The organism is Allobranchiibius sp. GilTou38, assembly GCF_017565325.1.
Lineage (GTDB): Bacteria > Actinomycetota > Actinomycetes > Actinomycetales > Dermatophilaceae > Allobranchiibius > Allobranchiibius huperziae.
In genome coordinates this window covers 73,845-90,991 of record NZ_JAGEKN010000015.1, presented here as the reverse complement: position 1 = coordinate 90,991, position 17,147 = coordinate 73,845, and the positions used below count along the sequence as shown (strand labels likewise).

Genomic DNA, 17,147 nt, shown 5'->3' with positions numbered 1-17,147 from the left:
GACGTATCACCGGGCCAGGCCATCATGCGCTGGCACTACCAGCTCGGCAGCCTGCCGATCCCGAAGTCGGCGACGCCGGAGCGCCAGCGGGCCAACCTGGACGTCTTCGGTTTCGAGCTGACCGATGCGGAGGTGGCCGCGATCACCGCACTCGGGCGTCCCGACGGCCGGCTCTTCCGCGGCGACTCCATCGCCTGGTGCGCCGACGACTAGAGCAGGAAGCCGAACATCGGGCTGTCCGGCGGCACCCGCTCGATGACCAGCGGTGAGGCCTTCATCCGGTCCAGCAGCGGTTGCAGGTCGGCCGCCGACCCGAGCTCGACCCCGACGAGCGCCGGGCCGTACTCGCGACTGTTGCGCTTGACGTATTCGAAGAGCGCGATGTCGTCCTCCGGGCCGAGGACGTCGTCCAGGAAACGGCGCAACGCCCCTGGCTCCTGCGGGAATTCGACGAGGAAGTAGTGCTTGCGGCCCTCGTGTACCAGGGCGCGCTCGACCACCTCGCCGTAGCGGCTGACGTCGTTGTTGCCACCGGAGAGCACCGCCACGACGGTGGATTCGGGTTCCAGGTCGAGCTCGAGCAGCGCGGCCGAGGCGATGGCGCCCGACGGTTCGGCGATGATCCCCTCGCTCTGGTAGAGCGCGAGCATCTCGGTGCAGATGGCCCCCTCGGCGATGGTGCGCATCTCGCACCCGGAGTCGCGCACGATTGGGAAGGTGAACGCGCCCACCCGGCGTACGGCGGTGCCGTCGGCGAAGCCGTCGATGGCGTCGAGGGTGACGGGCGCTCCCGCGTCCAGGGCCGCAGTCATGCTCGCGGCTCCGGCGGGTTCAACCCCGATGATCCGCGTGCGTGGGTGCTCCTGCTGCAGTGCCGTGATCGCGCCGGCCAGCAGCCCGCCGCCGCCGACGGGGACGACCAGGACGTCGGGCGCTCTGCCCAACTGGTCCACGACCTCCAGTGCGATCGTGCCCTGCCCGGCGATGGTCCGCGGGTCGTCGAACGCCGGCACGATGGTCGCTCCGGTGCGCTCCGCCTCGGCGTACGCCGCAGTGGCCGCGTCGTCGTACGTCTCGCCGTCGACGACCACCTTGACCCGCCCGAGTCCGAGCGCCGACACCCGATCGCGTTTCTGGCGGGGCGTCGTGCGCGGCAGGTGGATGCGCGCGTCGACACCGAGCTGCGCGCAGGCCAGCGCGACCCCCTGGGCGTGGTTGCCCGCGCTCGCGCACACGACCCCGCGCGACCGCTGCTCGTCGTCGAGCTGGGCTATCAGGTTGTACGCGCCACGGATCTTGTAGGACCGCACCGGCTGCAGGTCCTCGCGCTTGAGGTGCACCTGCGCCCCGGTCAACGCAGACAGCCGCGCGCTGGTGTCGAGCGGGGTGGGTGACGCCACGCTGGAGAGGCGGTCGGCCGCGGCGCGTACGTCGGCGACCGTGGGATTCTGCGTCGTCACCCGTCCACGGTATCCACCGGACGGCGCTCCCGGCGGCGCTGTCCTGCCGGTGGACAGGACCCCGGTCAAAGGGGGCGTTTCATCCCGATGTGCGAGGCCTCGTACCCGAGGCGTTCGTAGAACCGCTGCGCGTCGGTGCGCGAGGCGTCGGTCGTCAGCTGGGCCAGGATCGCGCCGCGCGCCCGGCCCCACGCGTGGGCCCACGCGAACATCGCCCTGCCCGGGCCCGTGCCCAGGACGTCGTCACGCAGCAGTGCGACCAGCGCCGGGACGTCCTCGCGGACCGCACGGTCGAAGCGGTAGGTGCGGCCGTCGAGACTGACGGTGTCCATGGTGGTCCTTCCTGCCGCAGGGACAGACGACGAAGCGGCGGCCCCGGGACGACCCGGGACCGCCGCTTGGACCACGTACGACGTGCTCGGTCAGCTGGCGCTGTGCCGGCCGCGGGTCTCGCCGGTGAGCGCACCGTCGGCGCGGCCCTCGACCGAACCGACGAGGTCGTCGGTCGGTGTGGCGATCTCGTCGGCGCGCTGCGTGGTGAGCGGCGCGGCGGTGGTGCCCTGCTGTTGGGCGGCGCGCGTCTTGGCACGTCGGCCGGCGAAGATCAGGGCACCGGCGGCGACGACAGCGACGACGCCGACCGTGATCAGCACCGTGCCCTTCTTCTTGCGCAGCTTCGCGGCCTGCGGGGCGACGCGCTCGATCTGGTGCTGGGCACCACCCGGGAGGGACGTGTATGCGCTCGCGCCGGCGGCGGTGGCCGCACCGGTCGCGGCGAGCAGCGCCTCGTGCAGCTTGGAGGCCCACTCCGACGCGGCGTCGGACGTCTGGTCCTTGACCGCAGACGCGGTCTCCCCGATCTTCTCCTGCTGCGTGGCGGTGGCCTTGTTGACCTTGTCCAGCTGCGGCGCGACGGCCTTGCGCAGCTTCTTGGTCTGCGGCGCGGACGCGATGCTGTCGCCGACCGATGCGAGGCTGTCGCTCACGTCGGAGGCCTTGCTCTTGACCGAGTCGGAGAGCTTGCCGGCCTTCTTCTGGGCGCGCGCAGACTTCTTGGCGGCCTTCTTCTGCAGCTGCGAGGAGCGCTTCGCGGCCTTCTTCTGCGACTTGCGGCCCTTGCGGCCGGCGGACTTGCGCGCCTTCTTCGCCTTGGTCGCCGCGTCGTCGGCCTTGTCCTTGGCATCGCCGGCTGCGTCCTGGGCCTTCGCGCCCACTGCACTCGCCACCGCGGCGGCGGAGGAGGCCTTGTCCTTGGCCGCGTCGTTCGCCTCCGCGAGCTTCTCGCGTGCCGCGTCGGCGGCCTGACCGGCCTTCTCCAGACCTGCCTCGACAACGGGAGCGGCCTTCTCCAGCGCGTTCTCCACCGCCGGACCCGCCTTCTCCTTCACGGTCGCCAGCGTGTCGGACGCCGCCGACACCAGCTGGCCTGCCTTGTCCTTCGCGACGTCGGAACGTGATTTCGTGGTGAGCAAGAGCGTCCTCCAAGGTTGCCGGTTCCGGCCTATCCTGCCCTGTCGCACCGGACTCGGCCAACCGGGCGTGCCGTGCGAAACTTCTTGGCATGAACGCGACGCTGCACACCAACCACGGCGACATCAACCTGGTGCTCTTCCCGGACGCCGCCCCGAAGACGGTCGAGAACTTCACCGGTCTCGCCCGCGGCACCAAGGAATACAAGGACGACGCCGGGCGCACCAACCCGACGCCGTTCTACGACGGCCTGATCTTCCACCGCGTGATCCCCGGCTTCATGCTGCAGGGCGGCTGCCCCCAGGGCGTCGGCATCGGCGGCCCGGGTTACAACTTCGACGACGAGATCTCGCCCGACAAGGACTTCCGCTCGCCGTACATGCTCGCCATGGCGAACGCCGGCAAGCGCGGCGGCAAGGGCACGAACGGTTCGCAGTTCTTCATCACCGTGGCCCCCACCACCTGGCTGCAGGGCAAGCACACGATCTTCGGTGAGGTCGCCGACCAGGCCAGCCGCGACGTGGTCGACAAGATCGGCGCCGTGCGCACCGGCGGCCAGGACAAGCCGGTCGACGACGTCGTCATCGAGAGCGTCGAGATCACGGACTGACTCTCTTCGACGACTGCGGGGTCCGGCACTCGCCGGACCCCGTCGTACGTTGACGGGGCAATGAGGCCACCTGTGACACCACCACTGCAGGGCTCGCGGTGCACGCGGGCCCCTCGTCAGCGCGCCCGGCGAGCTGCGCGATGACCGCACCCGACCAGCCGGTGTGCCCGCGGCACCCCGACCGGGTGGCGTACGTGCGGTGTCAGGTGTGCGAACGCCCGACCTGCCCGGACTGCCAGCGTCCGGCGCCCGTCGGCATCCACTGCGTCGACTGCGTCCGTGCATCGGCCAAGACCCACCGGTCGGCGACGACGGTCTTCGGCGGCCGGGTGGCCCTGGGTCGGCCCGTCGTCACCATCTCGCTGATCGCGCTCTGCACGGCGATCTGGCTGTTGCAGCAGGCCTATCCACCGCTGACCGACGACTTCTACTACGCCCCGGTCCAGACCGGCGATCAGCCCTACCGGCTCCTCACCGCGACCTTCCTGCACGCGCAGAACCAACCGACCCACCTGCTCTTCAACATGTTCGCGCTGTGGATCGGCGGTCAGTTCCTGGAGCCGGCGCTGGGTCGCGCGCGGTTCCTCACCGTCTACCTGGTGTGCGCGCTGGGCGGCTCGGTCGGATTCGAACTGCTTGCCAGCTCGCCAAACCTGACGAGTCTGGGCGGGTGGTACACCCCCACGCTCGGAGCGTCCGGCGCGATCTCGGGCCTCTTCGGCGCCGCGATCGTATGCAACCGGCGACTCGGCATCCCCATCGGCGGACTCGTGGCCATCGTGCTGATCAACGTGGCCATCGGTTTCGTCGTATCGGGGATCGCCTGGCAGGCGCACCTCGGCGGCGCGGTCACCGGCCTCGCCTGCGGGGCGATCGCCACCTACCTCGGTGCCGAACGGCGGCGCTGGCAGTGGCCGGCGTACGCCGCGATCGTCGTGTTGCTGGTGGTGCTGGCGACCGTCCGCTTCGAGAGCGTGTCCGTGCCGGCGATCGTCGGTCTGTAGTCCGCGGTCCCGCCTGGCTACGGCGCCCACGGCCTGTTCACTGGGTTCGAACACCGGCAGTGCTGCTGAACACCCCGCCGTGAAGGCTGACTTACACCGGTGTAGTTATCCCCACCTGTGGATAACCCTGTGGACGAACCACCGCGGGCACAGCGAAGCCCGAGAGGCACAGGCTGAGCTGTGCCTCTCGGGCTGAGGTGCGCCTCGGTGGGCGCCGCGGCCTACTTCCAGCGGGTGGTCATCAGGAAGCCGGCCATCACCAGCACGAAACCGATGCCCAGGTTCCACACGGTGCCGACCTTCGGCGCCGGGTAGTCGCCCTGCGCCAGGTAGGTCACGACGAGCCAGAGCAGTCCCAGCACCATGAAGCCGACCATCAGCGGGACCCACCAGACGGGGTTGTCGCCGCCGCTGACCCGCACCTTCTGAGCCGTCGTACGCCGGGCGAGCTCCTCAGCCGTGTCGAGCTTCTTCTTCGAGCCCGTGCTCGCGGCCGGGGTGGCCTTCGCCGACTTCTTGGCGGCACCGGGTGTCGTCACCGCGGACGTCGCCTTCGTGCTCGAGGACGCGGTGGTGTCGTCGGCGTCGCCGGCGGCACCGTCACGGGCCGCCCGGGCATCGACCGGCGTGCTGCCGGACGGGGTCGAACTGTCCTTGCGGGGCTTGCTCACGGGGGGATCTCCTCGGATTGGGCGCGGCTACGCTAGAGGGTAGATCACCGCAACACCGTTCATCCTCACCACGCTACGGAGTCCCGCACATGCCCCGGTCGCAGGCGCTGCACGGCCTGCGCATGCGTCGACGACCGCGACCCAAGGCCGTGCGCTCGCGGTGGAGGTACGTCGTCCCCGTCGTGGCGCTCGCTGCCGGCGGCCTCTTCGGGGTCAGCGCTGTCACCTCCAACGGCACCGACCTGCGCCCCGCGACCCGCGACCTGGTGCAGGTCGTGCGCAGCGGCGACCAGCGGGTGAAGACCAAGGCGGCCGGCGTACGCCGCCTGCAGGCCGAGGTCGACGCGCTGTCCGCCCAGCGCGCGCCCGGGTCCTCCCGTCTCGCGCAGCTGCAGAAACAGGAGTCGAGCATCGCCGTCGCCGCCGGTATGACGCCGGTGCAGGGGTCCGCGGTCACGGTCACCCTCGACGACTCCCACCGCGATCTGTCGACCCTGCCCGCCGACACCGACCCCAACTGGCTGCTCGTGCACCAGCAGGACGTGCAGGGCGTCGTCAATGCGCTGTGGCAGGGGGGCGCCACCGCGATGACGATCATGGACCAGCGGATCATCTCCACCTCGGCCGTGCGCTGTGTCGGCAACACGTTGCTGCTGCAAGGTCGGGTCTACTCGCCGCCGTTCGTCATCAGCGCGATGGGCGACCAGAAGAAGCTGCGCAACGCGCTCCAGAAGGACCCGGCCGTCTCGGACTACCGCGATTACGTCCCGCTGGTCGGCCTCGGCTATTCGGTGAGCGACAAGGACGACGCGCACTTCGCGGCGTACGCCGGCAGCGCGCAGCTGCGGTACGCGACGAGCCCGGCCACCCCATCGAGCCCGACCGGTGCACCCACTTCATCGAGCACGGAGGCTCCCAAGTGACCCGGATCCTGGTGGTCGACAACTACGACAGCTTCGTCTTCACGATTGTGGGCTACCTGGAGCAGCTCGGCGCCGACTGCACCGTCGTACGCAACGACGAGGTGGCGGCGATCGATGGCGGCGGCTACGACGGGGTCCTGATCTCCCCCGGACCCGGCACGCCGGAGGGGGCCGGCGTCTCGATGGCGATGATCCGGGCGTGTGCCGACCGCGGCCAGCCGATGCTCGGGGTGTGCCTGGGTCACCAGGCGCTCGGTGCAGTCTACGGCGCCACGGTCGACCGCGCGCCGGAGCTGTTGCACGGCAAGACCTCTCAGGTGCGCCACGACGGGACCGGGGTGATGGAGGGCCTGCCTTCGCCCCTGCGGGCGACGCGCTACCACTCCCTGACCATCGAACCGTCCACGATCCCGGCCGAACTGGTCGTCAACGGCAGCACCGACTCCGGCATCGTGATGGCCGTGCGGCACCGAACCCTCCCGCTGCACGGCATCCAGTTCCACCCCGAGTCGGTCCTCACCCAGGGCGGCCACCGGATGCTCGCCAACTGGCTGCAGGTCGCCGGTATGCCGGACGCCGTCGCCCGCAGCGCCGGGCTGGCTCCGCTCGTGCAGGGGCTCGACGCCGCCGTCCTCGACGCCGGCTGACCTGGTTCGGCTCTTGAAGCGGCGCCGCAATGTCCGTTGCAGCGCCGTGCGACGCGCGCGGCCCATGACAACGGCGCCGCCCGGTCCGTCACGGCGCTCGCCGTCCGGGAGTCGAACCGGACCGATGCGATGCGGCCGACCTTCTGTATACCGCGGGAGGAGACAGAGGCTCACACGTGCCGGATCGGCCTCCTGAGGGGTGGATCTCCTCCCGCCGTACACACCGGCCGGCATCAGCGCCCCAGTTCCACTACTACGACGCGATAGAACGCGTCACTGCCGTTTACTGGCGCACATGATTCGCGAAGACCTCGAGGCGCTGGTGCCGGGCATGGTGGCGAGACACCCGCTCTGCGCCTGGCGGATCAGCGAGTCGTCGACGACCACTAAATTCGTGATGGACGTGCATCTGTGCAGTGATCCGAGCCGCCGTGCCGAGGTCGCGGCCCAAGAGGGGTGGGAGATCTTCACCAACCTCATCCTCGGCCACCTCGACATCGACTTCGCCTACAACGACAAGGATCGGATCGACGCGTTGGCAGGCCGCCTCGAACGAGCGGCGTGGGCACTGACGGGCCCCACCCACTTCACCTTCACCTACGCGGGAGGAGCTCTGGTGCGGTCGTCGATGGACATCGACGCCGAGGAATCGGAGTCGAACCCTCACCAGAGCGCCTACCACTGGGGTCGCAGGGTGCGCGGACTGCTGCGCGGGCACATCATCACCGGGACGGCGGAGCTCGACTGGCCGCGACTCGATCCGCCACCTGCGGTGGACACCGCGCACCTCTGAACGGCGCCGCGTGGTCCCTTGCGGGGCCGCGGCGTGGGACCGGCCGCGTGCAACGGCGCCGCGTGGTCCCTTGCGCAGCTGGCCGCGCTGGGCGCGCCGCGTGGCCGGTGTGGCCTGACCTCGGCCGGGCATCGGGCATGCTGACCGGATGCACTTCGCCGGCCTCGACCTCGCCTGGGGCAACAGGAGTCCCACGGGCGTCGCCGTCCTCGACGACAGCGGCGCCTTGTGCCACCTGTCGGCCGCCCGTACGGACGCCGACATCGAGGCGAGCCTCGCGCCGTACCTCGACGACGGCCTGGTGGTCGGAGTTGACGCGCCGCTCGTGGTCACGAACGAGACCGGCAACCGCGCGGCCGAGCGGGCGCTGAACAAGGACTTCGCTCGCTTCGACGCGGGTGCCCACCCCTCGAACCTGTCCATCCCGACGTTCCGGAACGGTCTGCGCGGCGCGCGCGTCTGTGAGCAGCTCGGCCTCGACATGGACCCGGCGTCGCGGGCGCCGCGGCGTGCCGTCGAGGTCTACCCGCATCCGGCGACGGTCGCCCTCTTCGAGCTCGGGCGCACGCTGAAGTACAAGAACAAGCAGGGTCGTTCGGTCGCCCGGCTGCGCGATGAGCTGCTGACGCTCATGCGGTTGCTCGAGTCGCTCGCGGCGGCCACCCCGGCCCTGCACCTGGTGCCTCATGACGGCTGGCGCGCCCTGGTGACGTCGGTGGAGGAGGCCACGAGCAAGGCACAGCTGCGGGTCGCCGAGGACCAGGTGGACTCCGTGGTGTGCGCCTACGTCGTGCTGTTCCGCGAACGCCGGCCGGAGGCGATGACGACGTACGGCACCTTCGCCGACGGGTACATCGTCACCCCGACGCTGCCCGACGGCCTGGTGCCCTCGCCGCGCGCGCCGCGGGTCGAGCAGCGGGTCGACGTCGTGCGCCGTGCGACGCAGGAGTACGCGATGGGCTTCCCGGCCGTGCAGGCCGCCGCGGAGGAGGCCATCGAGATCGTCGTCGGCGTCCTGGACGACGCGGGTCTGAACTACCTCAGCGTGACCGGTCGCGCGAAGAGCATCGCGTCGTTCGCGGAGAAGGCCGGGCGCACCATCGACGGTGTCGCTCTCTTCGCCGATCCGCTGACCGAGATCGGCGATGTCATCGGACTGCGGGTCATCACCTACGTGCACAGTGACGTCGCCTCCGTCGCAGAGCTCCTGGCTGCCGAGACGGTGGTCATCGAGGACCGTGACATGGGGCAGGCGACGGCGAGCGAGGGTGGGTTCGGCTACGCGAGTCGTCACCTGCAGATCCGGCTCGCTCCGTCCGAACAGGTCGTGCACCCGCTGATCGGCGATCGCCAGATCCAGGTGCAGATCCGCACGGTGCTGCAGCATGCGTGGGCCGAGTTCGAGCACGACATCCGCTACAAGGGAACGATCCCCGACGAGCACCGCGCCGACTTCGACCGCCGCTTCACGCTGGCCGCCGGACTGTTGGAGCTGGCGGATCAGCAGTTCTCCACCATCCGCGAGCGTCTGCACGACGGGGTCCGCGAGCCCAGTGTCACTGTGGCCGATGACGACCCGCGCATCAGTCCTCGGGAGCTCGCGGCGTTCCTCGCGGGCGAGTACGCCGACGCCAGCTGGTCGCGCCCCGACCACTACGCGTGGATCGCGGGCCTGGTCCTAGAGCTCGGCATCACCTCATTGGCGGAGCTGGCCGACACCATCCGCGCGGTCGACTCCGGCGCGATCGAGGCCCGGATGGGATACCGCAACCGGGCGGGTGCCGTACGCCGGCTCGACGACGCCCTGCTCGTGATGTGCGGCGACCGCTACATCCGGTTGCACGGCAACGCCCACCGGGTCGACCGACTGCAGGCACGCCTGCAGAAGATGTCGCCGAACACCCAGCTGGAGTGACACCAGGTCGACTACGGCGTCGAAAGCCCCTGGGTCGGTGGACTGCCGGACTTGCTGGGGCTGCTCGACGTCGTTGTCGGACTGGACGTCGACGTCGAGGTCGAGGTCGACGACGGCGGTGTCGATGTCGTGCTCGACGGCGGGGTGATGGTCTCGGTCGATGTGACCGTCGATGTAGCCGTCGTCGGGGGCGCAGTGCCCTTGTAGATCGTGATGATCGAGTTGACCGCCACCTTCTGGCCCGCGTCGTCCACGCGCACGATCTTGTCCACGAGGTTCGGGTCGGACGTGGTCACGGTCTGGACGTCAGCGCTGAGATGTGCGGCGCGCAGCTCGGTCTGTGCCGCGGTCGTGCTCTTGCCCTTGAGATCCGAGGGCACCGTCACCTGTCCGCTGCTCACGTTGAGGATCAACGGGGAGCTGGGATTGGCCGAATTGCCGCTCGCGGGAGTCGTGCTCACCACGACACCCTGGTCGTACTGGGTGTCGTTGACCTGCTCGCTGCTGACCGACACGTTCGTGAATCCGGCGTCCTTCAACGCCTGTTTCGCCTGGTCGACGGTCTGACCGGAGAGGTCGGGGATGGGCAGCGCGTCCGGGCCGCTGGACACGTCGATGACGACCGTGCTCCCGGCGCGGGCGTCGCCGGACGACGGGTCCTGGCTCACGACCTGTCCGATGGTCGCGTCGTTCGTGACCTTGTGCACCGACGGGGCGAACCCGCTCGATTTCAAGGTGGCGATGGCCTGGGCCTGGGTCAAGTTGACCACGTTGGGCACACTCGTGAGCTTGGTGCCGTCGCCGGAGTTCATCACCAGGTAGCCGATGCCGAGGATCGCCGCGAGCAGCGCTACGACGGCCGCCACCCAGATGAGGGTGCGCCGCGGCGGGGAGTGCGACCCGTCGTACTCCGCCGTCGGATCGTGCCCGACGGCCGGGGCGGGTACGGCGTGCGGCTCGCCGTCCATCGGGCGGCCCGCGCCCTCCATCGCCGCCGCGGCAGCGCTGAGCGGCTCACCGGTACGCGCCCGCTGCAGGTCCGCGCGGAAGTCGCCGGCGTGCTGGTAGCGCGAGCCGCGCGGCTTCTCCAACGAGTGCAGCGTGACCGCATCCATGGCGGGGGGCACCGACGGCTCGTAGACCGACGGGGGCTGCGGCTGGTCGGTGATGTGCTGGTAGACGAGGCTGACCGGCTCGCCGACGAACGGCGTTCTGCCCGTGAGCAACTCGAAGAGCACGCATCCGGCGGAGTAGAGGTCGGAGCGCGCGTCGACGGTCTCGCCCTGGGCCTGCTCGGGCGACAGGTAGCGTGCCGTGCCGACCACGGCCTGCGCCGACGTCATCGTCGCGGCGGTGTCGGCCAGCGCACGGGCGATGCCGAAGTCCATCACCTTGACGCTGCCGCCGCGGGTGAGCATCACGTTGGCCGGTTTGATGTCCCGGTGCACGATGCCCTTCTCGTGCGAGTAGTCCAGGGCCGACAGGATGCCCATCGTGATCCGGGCGGCCTCGTCGGGCGCGAGCTTGCCCTCGTCGTCGAGGATGTCGCGCAGCGTCTCGCCCTCGACGTACTCCATGACGATGTAGGGGACGTCGACGCGGGCGCCCCCGGTCTCCACGGCGATGTCCTCGCCGGAGTCGTAGACCGCCACGACGGCATGGTGGTTGAGCCCGGCGGCCGACTGGGCCTCCCGGCGGAAGCGGGTGAGGAACGAGGGGTCGCGGGCCAGGTCCGAGCGCAGCATCTTGATCGCGACGGTGCGTCCGAGGCGGGTGTCGTGGCCGAGGTGGACCTCGGCCATTCCGCCGCGGCCGATGAGCTCGCCGACCTCGTACCGGCCGCCCAGGATGCGGGGGGTGTCGTTCACCGTGCCTCCTGCCCGAACGCCGCTGTGAGAAGACCCGGAGCGGGCGCGGATGGCATCACCGACGGTCGGCGCACCTCGACCGCGGGTCTGGCCACGGCCTGGTCGTGGTTCTCGGAGTACGTGACGAGCGAGCGTGCCACAACGGCGTCCAGACTCCCCGGGATCGAGGGGTTGAGGGTGGCGGGCATCGGAGAGCGGGGGGTCATCGCAGCTCCATGGCGGTCGTGCCGGGGTGACGCAATGACGCGATCTGAACGGGCTTGGTGAAGTGCTCCTGCGGGGTGCCCGAGGAACGCCCGCGGAGGAGGACGACGAGCACGACGGCGACGATCACGATGATCAGCGCGATCGCAGCGAGCACGGCGTACCGCCGGGTGCGCGACGTGGTGGTCGACTGCCCGGACGCGCGGCTGCCGGACGGCTGACCCTCGGTCTCGCGTCGGTCGGACCTGCCGGTCTCACGCTGGTCGCCGCGGTCCCCGTCGACGCCAGGGGGCAGTACCCGGGTCGATCCGGGACCGGAGGGGAGGTGCTCGGTGGCGCGGCGGCCCGGGAGCTGATGCCCGCGTGGCGGATCGCCGTGCGTGCCCTGCGGTCCGGAGGACGGTGCGCCGTGCTCGCCGTGGTTGCCGGGCTCCCTGTGAGCGGGGGCGCCGAAGTCGCCGAAGTTCTGACCGGGGTACTCATCGGGTCCGAACGGCGCGGCACCCTGCGGCCCGGAGTGCGGGCCGGGGTCCTTCCGGTCGCGGCGGCGCCGACGGCCCTCCCCCTGCGGCGAGTGAGGCGCGGGCGGGGACGGGTCCCACTCCCCGCGCCGCGGCGGCTCGCTGTACGGGTCGAAGCCCATCCGCGCGCTGTCGACGATCGACTGCTGCAGGGCGCGGGCGAACTCGGCCGCGGAGTCCGGGCGGAACTGCGGGTCCTTCTCCAGCGCGGCCAGGACGACGGCACGCACCGGCGGCGGCACGAAGTCCGGCATCGGCGGCGGCTGCTCGTTGACGTGGGCCATCGCCAGCGCGACCGGGCTGTCGGAATTGAACGGCCTTGCGCCGCACAACATCTCGTACGTGACGACGGCGAGTGCGTAGACGTCGCTGAGGGGGGTGGTCTCCTGACCCAACGCGGCCTCGGGCGCGAGGTACTGCGCGGTCCCCATCACCTCGCCGGCCTTGGTCATCGCCGCGGAGCCGACCGCGCGGGCGATGCCGAAGTCGGTCAGCTTCACGATCCCGTCGGCTGTGACGAGCACGTTGGCGGGTTTGACGTCGCGGTGCACCAGGCCGTTCAGGTGCGCCGACTGCAGGGCCGTCGCGGTCTGGGCGATGAGCCCCACGGTGTCGACCGCGGGCATCGGCGCCCGGTCGGCGATGATCCGCGAGAGCGGCAGACCGGGGACGTACTCCATGACGAGGTACGCCGATCCCTCGTCCTCGCCGTAGTCGTAGACGGCCGCGATGTTGGCGTGGGTGAGCGCCGCGGCCAGGCGTGCCTCCGTGCGGAACCGCTGGTCGAATCCGATCTCGTCGGTCAGCCCGCCCTTCAGCACCTTGACCGCGACGGTGCGCCCGAGGATCGCGTCGGTGGCTGCCCAGACCTCGCCCATGCCGCCGGCCGCGATCTTGTCGGTGAGCGTGTAGCGCCCACCCAGGGTGTCCCCACCACCTGCGCTCATCGCCCGATCCCCGCCTCGATGACCTGTTTCGCGATCGGCGCCGCGACCGAGCCCCCGCCCGCCTCCGCACCGTACTTGCCGCCGTTCTCCACGAGCACGGCGACGGCGATCTTGGGGTTGTCGGCGGGCGCGAACGCGGTGAACCACGCGTGCGCGGGCAGTCCCTCCCCGTGCTGGGCGGTGCCGGTCTTGCCGGCGACCTGGACGCCGGGGATCTGCGCCCGCGTCCCGGTGCCGCTGTCGACGACCGCCAGCATCATCGTCTTCAGTTCGCTCGCCACCTGGGAGCTGACGGCGGTGGAGAAGAGCTTGGGGTCGGTGGAGGAGATGACGTCGAGGTTGTCGTCCCGCACGTCCTTGACCAGGTAGGGCGCCATCACCCGGCCGCCGTTGGCGATCCCGGCGGAGACCATCGCCATCTGCAGCGGGGTGGACTGCACGTCGTACTGGCCGATCGAGGACTGGGCCAGCTGCGCCGGGTCGAGGCCGGTCGGGAAGCGGCTCGCCGCGACCGACATCGGGATGTTCAGCTGCTGCCCGAAGCCGAACCGTTGTGCCTGGGCCGCCACGGCGTCCTGGCCGAGGGAAAGGCCGACGCTGGCGAACGCGGTGTTGCAGCTGATCTCCAGCGCAAGGATGAGCGTCGTACGACCGCCCGGTCCGCAGGCGCCCGAGAAGTCATTGGGCAGAGTGGTGTTCGTCTGGGGCAGGCGCAGTGACGCCGGGCCGGGGACGGAGGTCTGCGGGGTGTACTTGCCCGAGGACAGGGCCGCCGCACTCACGATCAGCTTGAACGTCGAACCGGGCGGGTAGAGCTCCGAGGTGGCGCGGTTGAGCAGCGGCCGCGAGGTGTTCTTGATGAGCGACGTCCAGTTCTTCTGGACCGTCGTCAGGTCGTGCCCGGACAGCTCGTTCGGGTCGTACGTCGGGCTGGTCACCATCGCGAGGATCGCGCCGGTCTTCGGGTCGAGCGCCACGACGGCACCGACCTTGGATCCGAGAGCCGACTTCGCCGCCTTCTGCACCTTGGCGTCGAGGGTGAGATCGACGTTGGCGCCCTGCGGTTTCTGACCGGTCACGATGTCGGTGAAGCGGCGGTAGAAGAGCTGGTCGGAGGTGCCGGACAGCAGGCTGCCGTACCTGGACTCCACGGCGGAGGAGCCGTAGAGGAAGGAGTAGTAGCCGGTCGCGGCGGCGTACGTCGTGCCCTGCGGGTAGGTGCGCAGCCACTTGTACTCGTCGTTGCTGGGCTTGGACACCGCGACCGCGGTGCCGCCGACGAGGATCGAACCGCGCTGCCGTGCGTACGACGAGAGCAGGGTGCGCCGGTTGCCGGGCCTGTCGTCGAGGGCCTTGGCCTGGAAGAACTGGATCGTCGTCGTGGCGATCAGCAGCGCGCAGAACATGGCGGCGACCACGAGCCCGAGGCGGCGGATGGGTGCGTTCACCTCGACTTCACCACCTGGGTGTCGGCGGACCCGACGGCTGAGGCGCCGGGCTCGTCGACGGTCGGGCGGCGGGCCTGGTCGCTGATCCGCAGCAGCAGCACGATGATGATCCAGTTGGCGATCAGCGAGCTGCCGCCGGCCGACATGAACGGCGTGGTGAGGCCGGTGAGCGGGATGACCCGGGTGACGCCGCCGACCACCACGAAGACTTGCAGCGCCATCGAGAAGCCGAGGCCCGTCGCGAGCAGCTTGCCGAAGCCGTCCCGCGCGGCGATGCCGGCACGCAGCCCGCGCTCCACCACGATCGCGAAGAGCACGATGATCGCGATGAGTCCGACCAGGCCGAGCTCCTCGCCGAACGAGGGGATGATGAAGTCGGAATTGGCGAAGTAGGTCAGGTCGGGGCGGCCCTGTCCGAGGCCGGTGCCGAGCATCCCGCCGCTACCCATCCCCATCAGCCCCAGCGCGAGCTGGTCGGACAGGTGCGGGTTGAACGGGTTGATCCACAGGTCGACGCGCACCTGGAAGTGCGCGAAGAGCAGGTACGCCGCGTAGCAGCCGGCGAGGAAGAGCCCCATGCCGATGACGATCCAGGAACGGCGTTCGGTGGCGACGTAGAGCAGCGCGACGAAGAGGCCGAAGAAGAGCAACGACGTGCCGAGGTCGGACTCGAAGACCAGCACCGCGAGGCTCGCGAGCCAGGCGATGATGATCGGTCCGAGGTCGCGGGCACGGGGCAGCGGGAAGCCCAGGATCCGGCGACCGACGAGCGACAACGCGTCGCGCTTCTGCACCAGGTAGCCGGAGAAGAAGATGATCACGCAGATCTTCGCCAGCTCGCTCGGCTGGAACGACAACGGCCCCAGGCCGATCCAGATACGGCTGCCGTTGATGTTGCGCCCGAGGATGGGGGTGAGCGGCAGCAGTAGGAGCACGAGACCGGCGAGCGCGAAGGTGAAGGTGTACTGCCCGAGCCGGCGGTGATCGCGCACCACGACCAGCAGCACTCCGGCGACGAGCACCGAGATACCGGTCCAGAGCAGCTGACGCACCGCCGCCCCCTGGCCGATGTGGTGGCCCTGGGCGAGGTCGAGACGGTGGATCATCACCAGTCCCAGGCCGTTCAGCAGCGTCGCGACCGGGAGCAGGATCGGATCGGCGTACGCCGCCTGCCACCGCACCAGCAGGTGCAGCGCCAGCGCGACGACCCCGAAACCGATGCCCAGCGTCAGCAGGTCCGGCGGCAGGGTGTTGTCGACGGCCAGCCCGACGTCGGCGTACGCGAGCAGCACGATGGCGATGGCGAACGCGAGCAGCAGCAATTCCACACCGCGCCGGGTGCGTGGTGTGTGCGGGGTGATGGTGCGCAGCGCGGAGGAACTGCTCATGTGCTGCAACTGCTCGCTTGGCTGCGGCAGGCCGCGGCCTGGGTGGTGAGGGTCTGCACGACCTTGCGTGCGTCGGGAAGGTCGTCGGCGCCGATGGTGGCGCGGACCCGACTCTGGTAATAGGACGGCAGATCGGTGGTCTTCACGTCGGTCTGCTGCCGGACCGAGTGCAGGTGGAAGGGTCCGATGCTGTTGTGCAGCCCGCGGTAGATGGCCACCGAGCCGTGGTCGTCGCCGACGTAGTACTGGGACTGCGTCCAGGAGTAGCCGATCCACCCCCCGACGGCGATGACCGCGACGACCAGCAGCCCCAGCCCGAGCCAGCGCAACCGCCGGAAGCGGGAGGGTCCTTCCTCGGCGAGGACGGGGGTCTCGTGCTCGTCGTCCTGCTCGTCCTGCGACCCGGGCGCGGGACCATTGGCCTCTCGGCTGAGCGCGGCGGCCTTCTCCGCCGGGGTCCGCGGCTCCGGGGGCGGGGTGTCGTCCGGCCGTACGGGCGGCGCGCCGGCCGCGCCGACGACCTGTGGCGTCGCGGACGTCGGCGCGGTGGAGTCCACCACGTCCGCGACCACGACGGTGACGTTGTCGCGTGCGGAGGCCTTGAGGGCGATGGCGATCAGCCGGTCGGCGATCTCACCCGGCGTGCCCTGGGAGGTGACGATGTCCTCGATGGTCGACTTCGCCACGTAGTCCGAGAGCCCGTCCGAGCACATCAGGTAGCGGTCGCCCACCTGCGCCTCGCGCAACGACAGGTCGGGCTCGTCGTCGGCGCGCCCGGTGAGTACGCGGGTGACGAACGAACGCTGCGGGTGGTGTTCGGCCTCGGCCTCGGTGATCCGGCCGTCGTCCAGCAGCGCCTGCACCAGGGAGTGGTCCTTGGTGATCTGGGTGAAGACGCCGCCGCGGACCAGGTAGGCGCGCGAGTCGCCGATGTTGGCCATCGCCAGCTTGTTGCCGCTGCGTAGGAAGGCGATGAGCGTGGTGCCCATCCCTTCGAGATCGGGTTGCTCGTCCATCTCGTCGCGCAGACGCTCGTTGGCGCGTACGACGGCGTCGTGCAGCTGCGCGAGCGCCTCGTCGGCGCCGTAGGACTCCCCGTCCAGGTGCACCAACTCGGCCACGACCGTGGAGCTGGCCATGTCGCCCGCGGCGTGGCCGCCCATCCCGTCGGCGAGTACGAGCAGGTCGGGCCCGGCGTAACCGGAGTCCTCGTTGCGGGTCTTGGAGCCCAGGCCCAGGTCGGTGCGGGCGGCGTAGCGCAGCGCGATCGGCATGCCG

At 70.3% G+C, this 17,147-nt stretch carries 17 protein-coding genes; 7 read left to right on the top strand and 10 right to left on the bottom strand.

Going from position 1 to position 17,147, the window contains the following annotated elements:
* Positions 1-213: aldo/keto reductase (locus JOB34_RS16360; protein WP_208053696.1), on the top strand; the 213-nt coding region annotated here is incomplete at its 5' end.
* Here the strand turns inward: JOB34_RS16360 and ilvA are convergent.
* The 3 genes from ilvA to JOB34_RS16345 all read right to left on the bottom strand — a co-directional run bounded on the left by ilvA (position 210) and on the right by JOB34_RS16345 (position 2,932).
* A complete protein-coding gene (gene ilvA, locus JOB34_RS16355; protein ID WP_208053695.1) occupies positions 210-1,460 on the bottom strand; it encodes a threonine ammonia-lyase IlvA in 1,251 nt (416 codons plus the stop codon). The genes JOB34_RS16360 and ilvA overlap by 4 nt on opposite strands.
* A 65-nt stretch (positions 1,461-1,525) precedes the next feature.
* Complete coding sequence (locus JOB34_RS18225; protein ID WP_208053694.1) at positions 1,526-1,792, bottom strand: GNAT family N-acetyltransferase; 267 nt, start codon at positions 1,790-1,792, stop codon at positions 1,526-1,528.
* A 90-nt stretch (positions 1,793-1,882) separates the two neighbouring features.
* Entirely contained in the window at positions 1,883-2,932 is a 1,050-nt protein-coding gene (locus tag JOB34_RS16345; protein WP_208053693.1) for a hypothetical protein, read from the bottom strand.
* 89 nt (positions 2,933-3,021) lie between these two features.
* Here JOB34_RS16345 and JOB34_RS16340 point away from each other — a divergent pair, with 89 nt between their 5' ends.
* Positions 3,022-3,540 (top strand): peptidylprolyl isomerase, encoded by a 519-nt coding sequence (locus JOB34_RS16340; protein ID WP_208053692.1) that lies wholly within the window; start codon positions 3,022-3,024, stop codon positions 3,538-3,540.
* A 140-nt stretch (positions 3,541-3,680) separates the two neighbouring features.
* Positions 3,681-4,544 carry a rhomboid family intramembrane serine protease gene (locus JOB34_RS16335; protein WP_208053691.1) on the top strand — a complete coding sequence of 288 codons (864 nt, stop codon included), beginning with the start codon at positions 3,681-3,683 and terminating at the stop codon, positions 4,542-4,544.
* Between the two features lie 221 nt (positions 4,545-4,765).
* Here the strand turns inward: JOB34_RS16335 and JOB34_RS18220 are convergent, their stop codons facing one another.
* Entirely contained in the window at positions 4,766-5,215 is a 450-nt protein-coding gene (locus tag JOB34_RS18220; protein WP_347813902.1) for a cell division protein CrgA, read from the bottom strand.
* 89 nt (positions 5,216-5,304) lie between these two features.
* Here JOB34_RS18220 and JOB34_RS16325 point away from each other — a divergent pair, with 89 nt between their 5' ends.
* The 4 genes from JOB34_RS16325 to JOB34_RS16310 all read left to right on the top strand — a co-directional run bounded on the left by JOB34_RS16325 (position 5,305) and on the right by JOB34_RS16310 (position 9,493).
* Entirely contained in the window at positions 5,305-6,138 is an 834-nt protein-coding gene (locus JOB34_RS16325) for a DUF881 domain-containing protein (RefSeq protein ID WP_243758237.1), read from the top strand.
* Positions 6,135-6,785, top strand: a complete 651-nt coding sequence (locus JOB34_RS16320; protein WP_208053690.1) for an aminodeoxychorismate/anthranilate synthase component II — start codon at positions 6,135-6,137, stop codon at positions 6,783-6,785. Before JOB34_RS16325 ends, JOB34_RS16320 begins: the two co-directional genes overlap by 4 nt.
* Before the next feature lie 295 nt (positions 6,786-7,080).
* Positions 7,081-7,578, top strand: coding sequence for a hypothetical protein (locus tag JOB34_RS16315; RefSeq protein ID WP_208053689.1), 498 nt, complete (start codon positions 7,081-7,083; stop codon positions 7,576-7,578).
* A gap of 148 nt (positions 7,579-7,726) precedes the next feature.
* A complete protein-coding gene (locus JOB34_RS16310; RefSeq protein WP_208053688.1) occupies positions 7,727-9,493 on the top strand; it encodes a DUF429 domain-containing protein in 1,767 nt (588 codons plus the stop codon).
* Between the two features lie 11 nt (positions 9,494-9,504).
* Here JOB34_RS16310 and pknB read toward each other — a convergent pair whose 3' ends face one another.
* Genes pknB through JOB34_RS16280 form a run of 6 tightly spaced genes read right to left on the bottom strand, consistent with a single transcriptional unit; the run spans position 9,505 to position 17,143 of the window.
* The gene (gene pknB, locus JOB34_RS16305) at positions 9,505-11,361 is read right to left on the bottom strand and encodes a Stk1 family PASTA domain-containing Ser/Thr kinase (protein WP_347813901.1); all 1,857 of its coding nucleotides are present in this window, start codon (positions 11,359-11,361) and stop codon (positions 9,505-9,507) included.
* The gene (locus tag JOB34_RS16300; RefSeq protein WP_208053687.1) at positions 11,358-11,567 is read right to left on the bottom strand and encodes a hypothetical protein; all 210 of its coding nucleotides are present in this window, start codon (positions 11,565-11,567) and stop codon (positions 11,358-11,360) included. Before JOB34_RS16300 ends, pknB begins: the two co-directional genes overlap by 4 nt.
* Positions 11,564-13,033 (bottom strand): serine/threonine-protein kinase, encoded by a 1,470-nt coding sequence (locus JOB34_RS16295; protein WP_208053686.1) that lies wholly within the window; start codon positions 13,031-13,033, stop codon positions 11,564-11,566. Before JOB34_RS16295 ends, JOB34_RS16300 begins: the two co-directional genes overlap by 4 nt.
* Entirely contained in the window at positions 13,030-14,481 is a 1,452-nt protein-coding gene (locus JOB34_RS16290) for a penicillin-binding transpeptidase domain-containing protein (RefSeq protein ID WP_208053685.1), read from the bottom strand. The genes JOB34_RS16295 and JOB34_RS16290 overlap by 4 nt, the downstream gene beginning before the upstream one ends.
* The gene (locus tag JOB34_RS16285; RefSeq protein WP_208053684.1) at positions 14,478-15,869 is read right to left on the bottom strand and encodes an FtsW/RodA/SpoVE family cell cycle protein; all 1,392 of its coding nucleotides are present in this window, start codon (positions 15,867-15,869) and stop codon (positions 14,478-14,480) included. Before JOB34_RS16285 ends, JOB34_RS16290 begins: the two co-directional genes overlap by 4 nt.
* Positions 15,866-17,143 carry a protein phosphatase 2C domain-containing protein gene (locus JOB34_RS16280; protein ID WP_208053683.1) on the bottom strand — a complete coding sequence of 426 codons (1,278 nt, stop codon included), beginning with the start codon at positions 17,141-17,143 and terminating at the stop codon, positions 15,866-15,868. Before JOB34_RS16280 ends, JOB34_RS16285 begins: the two co-directional genes overlap by 4 nt.
* Positions 17,144-17,147 lie beyond the last annotated feature (4 nt).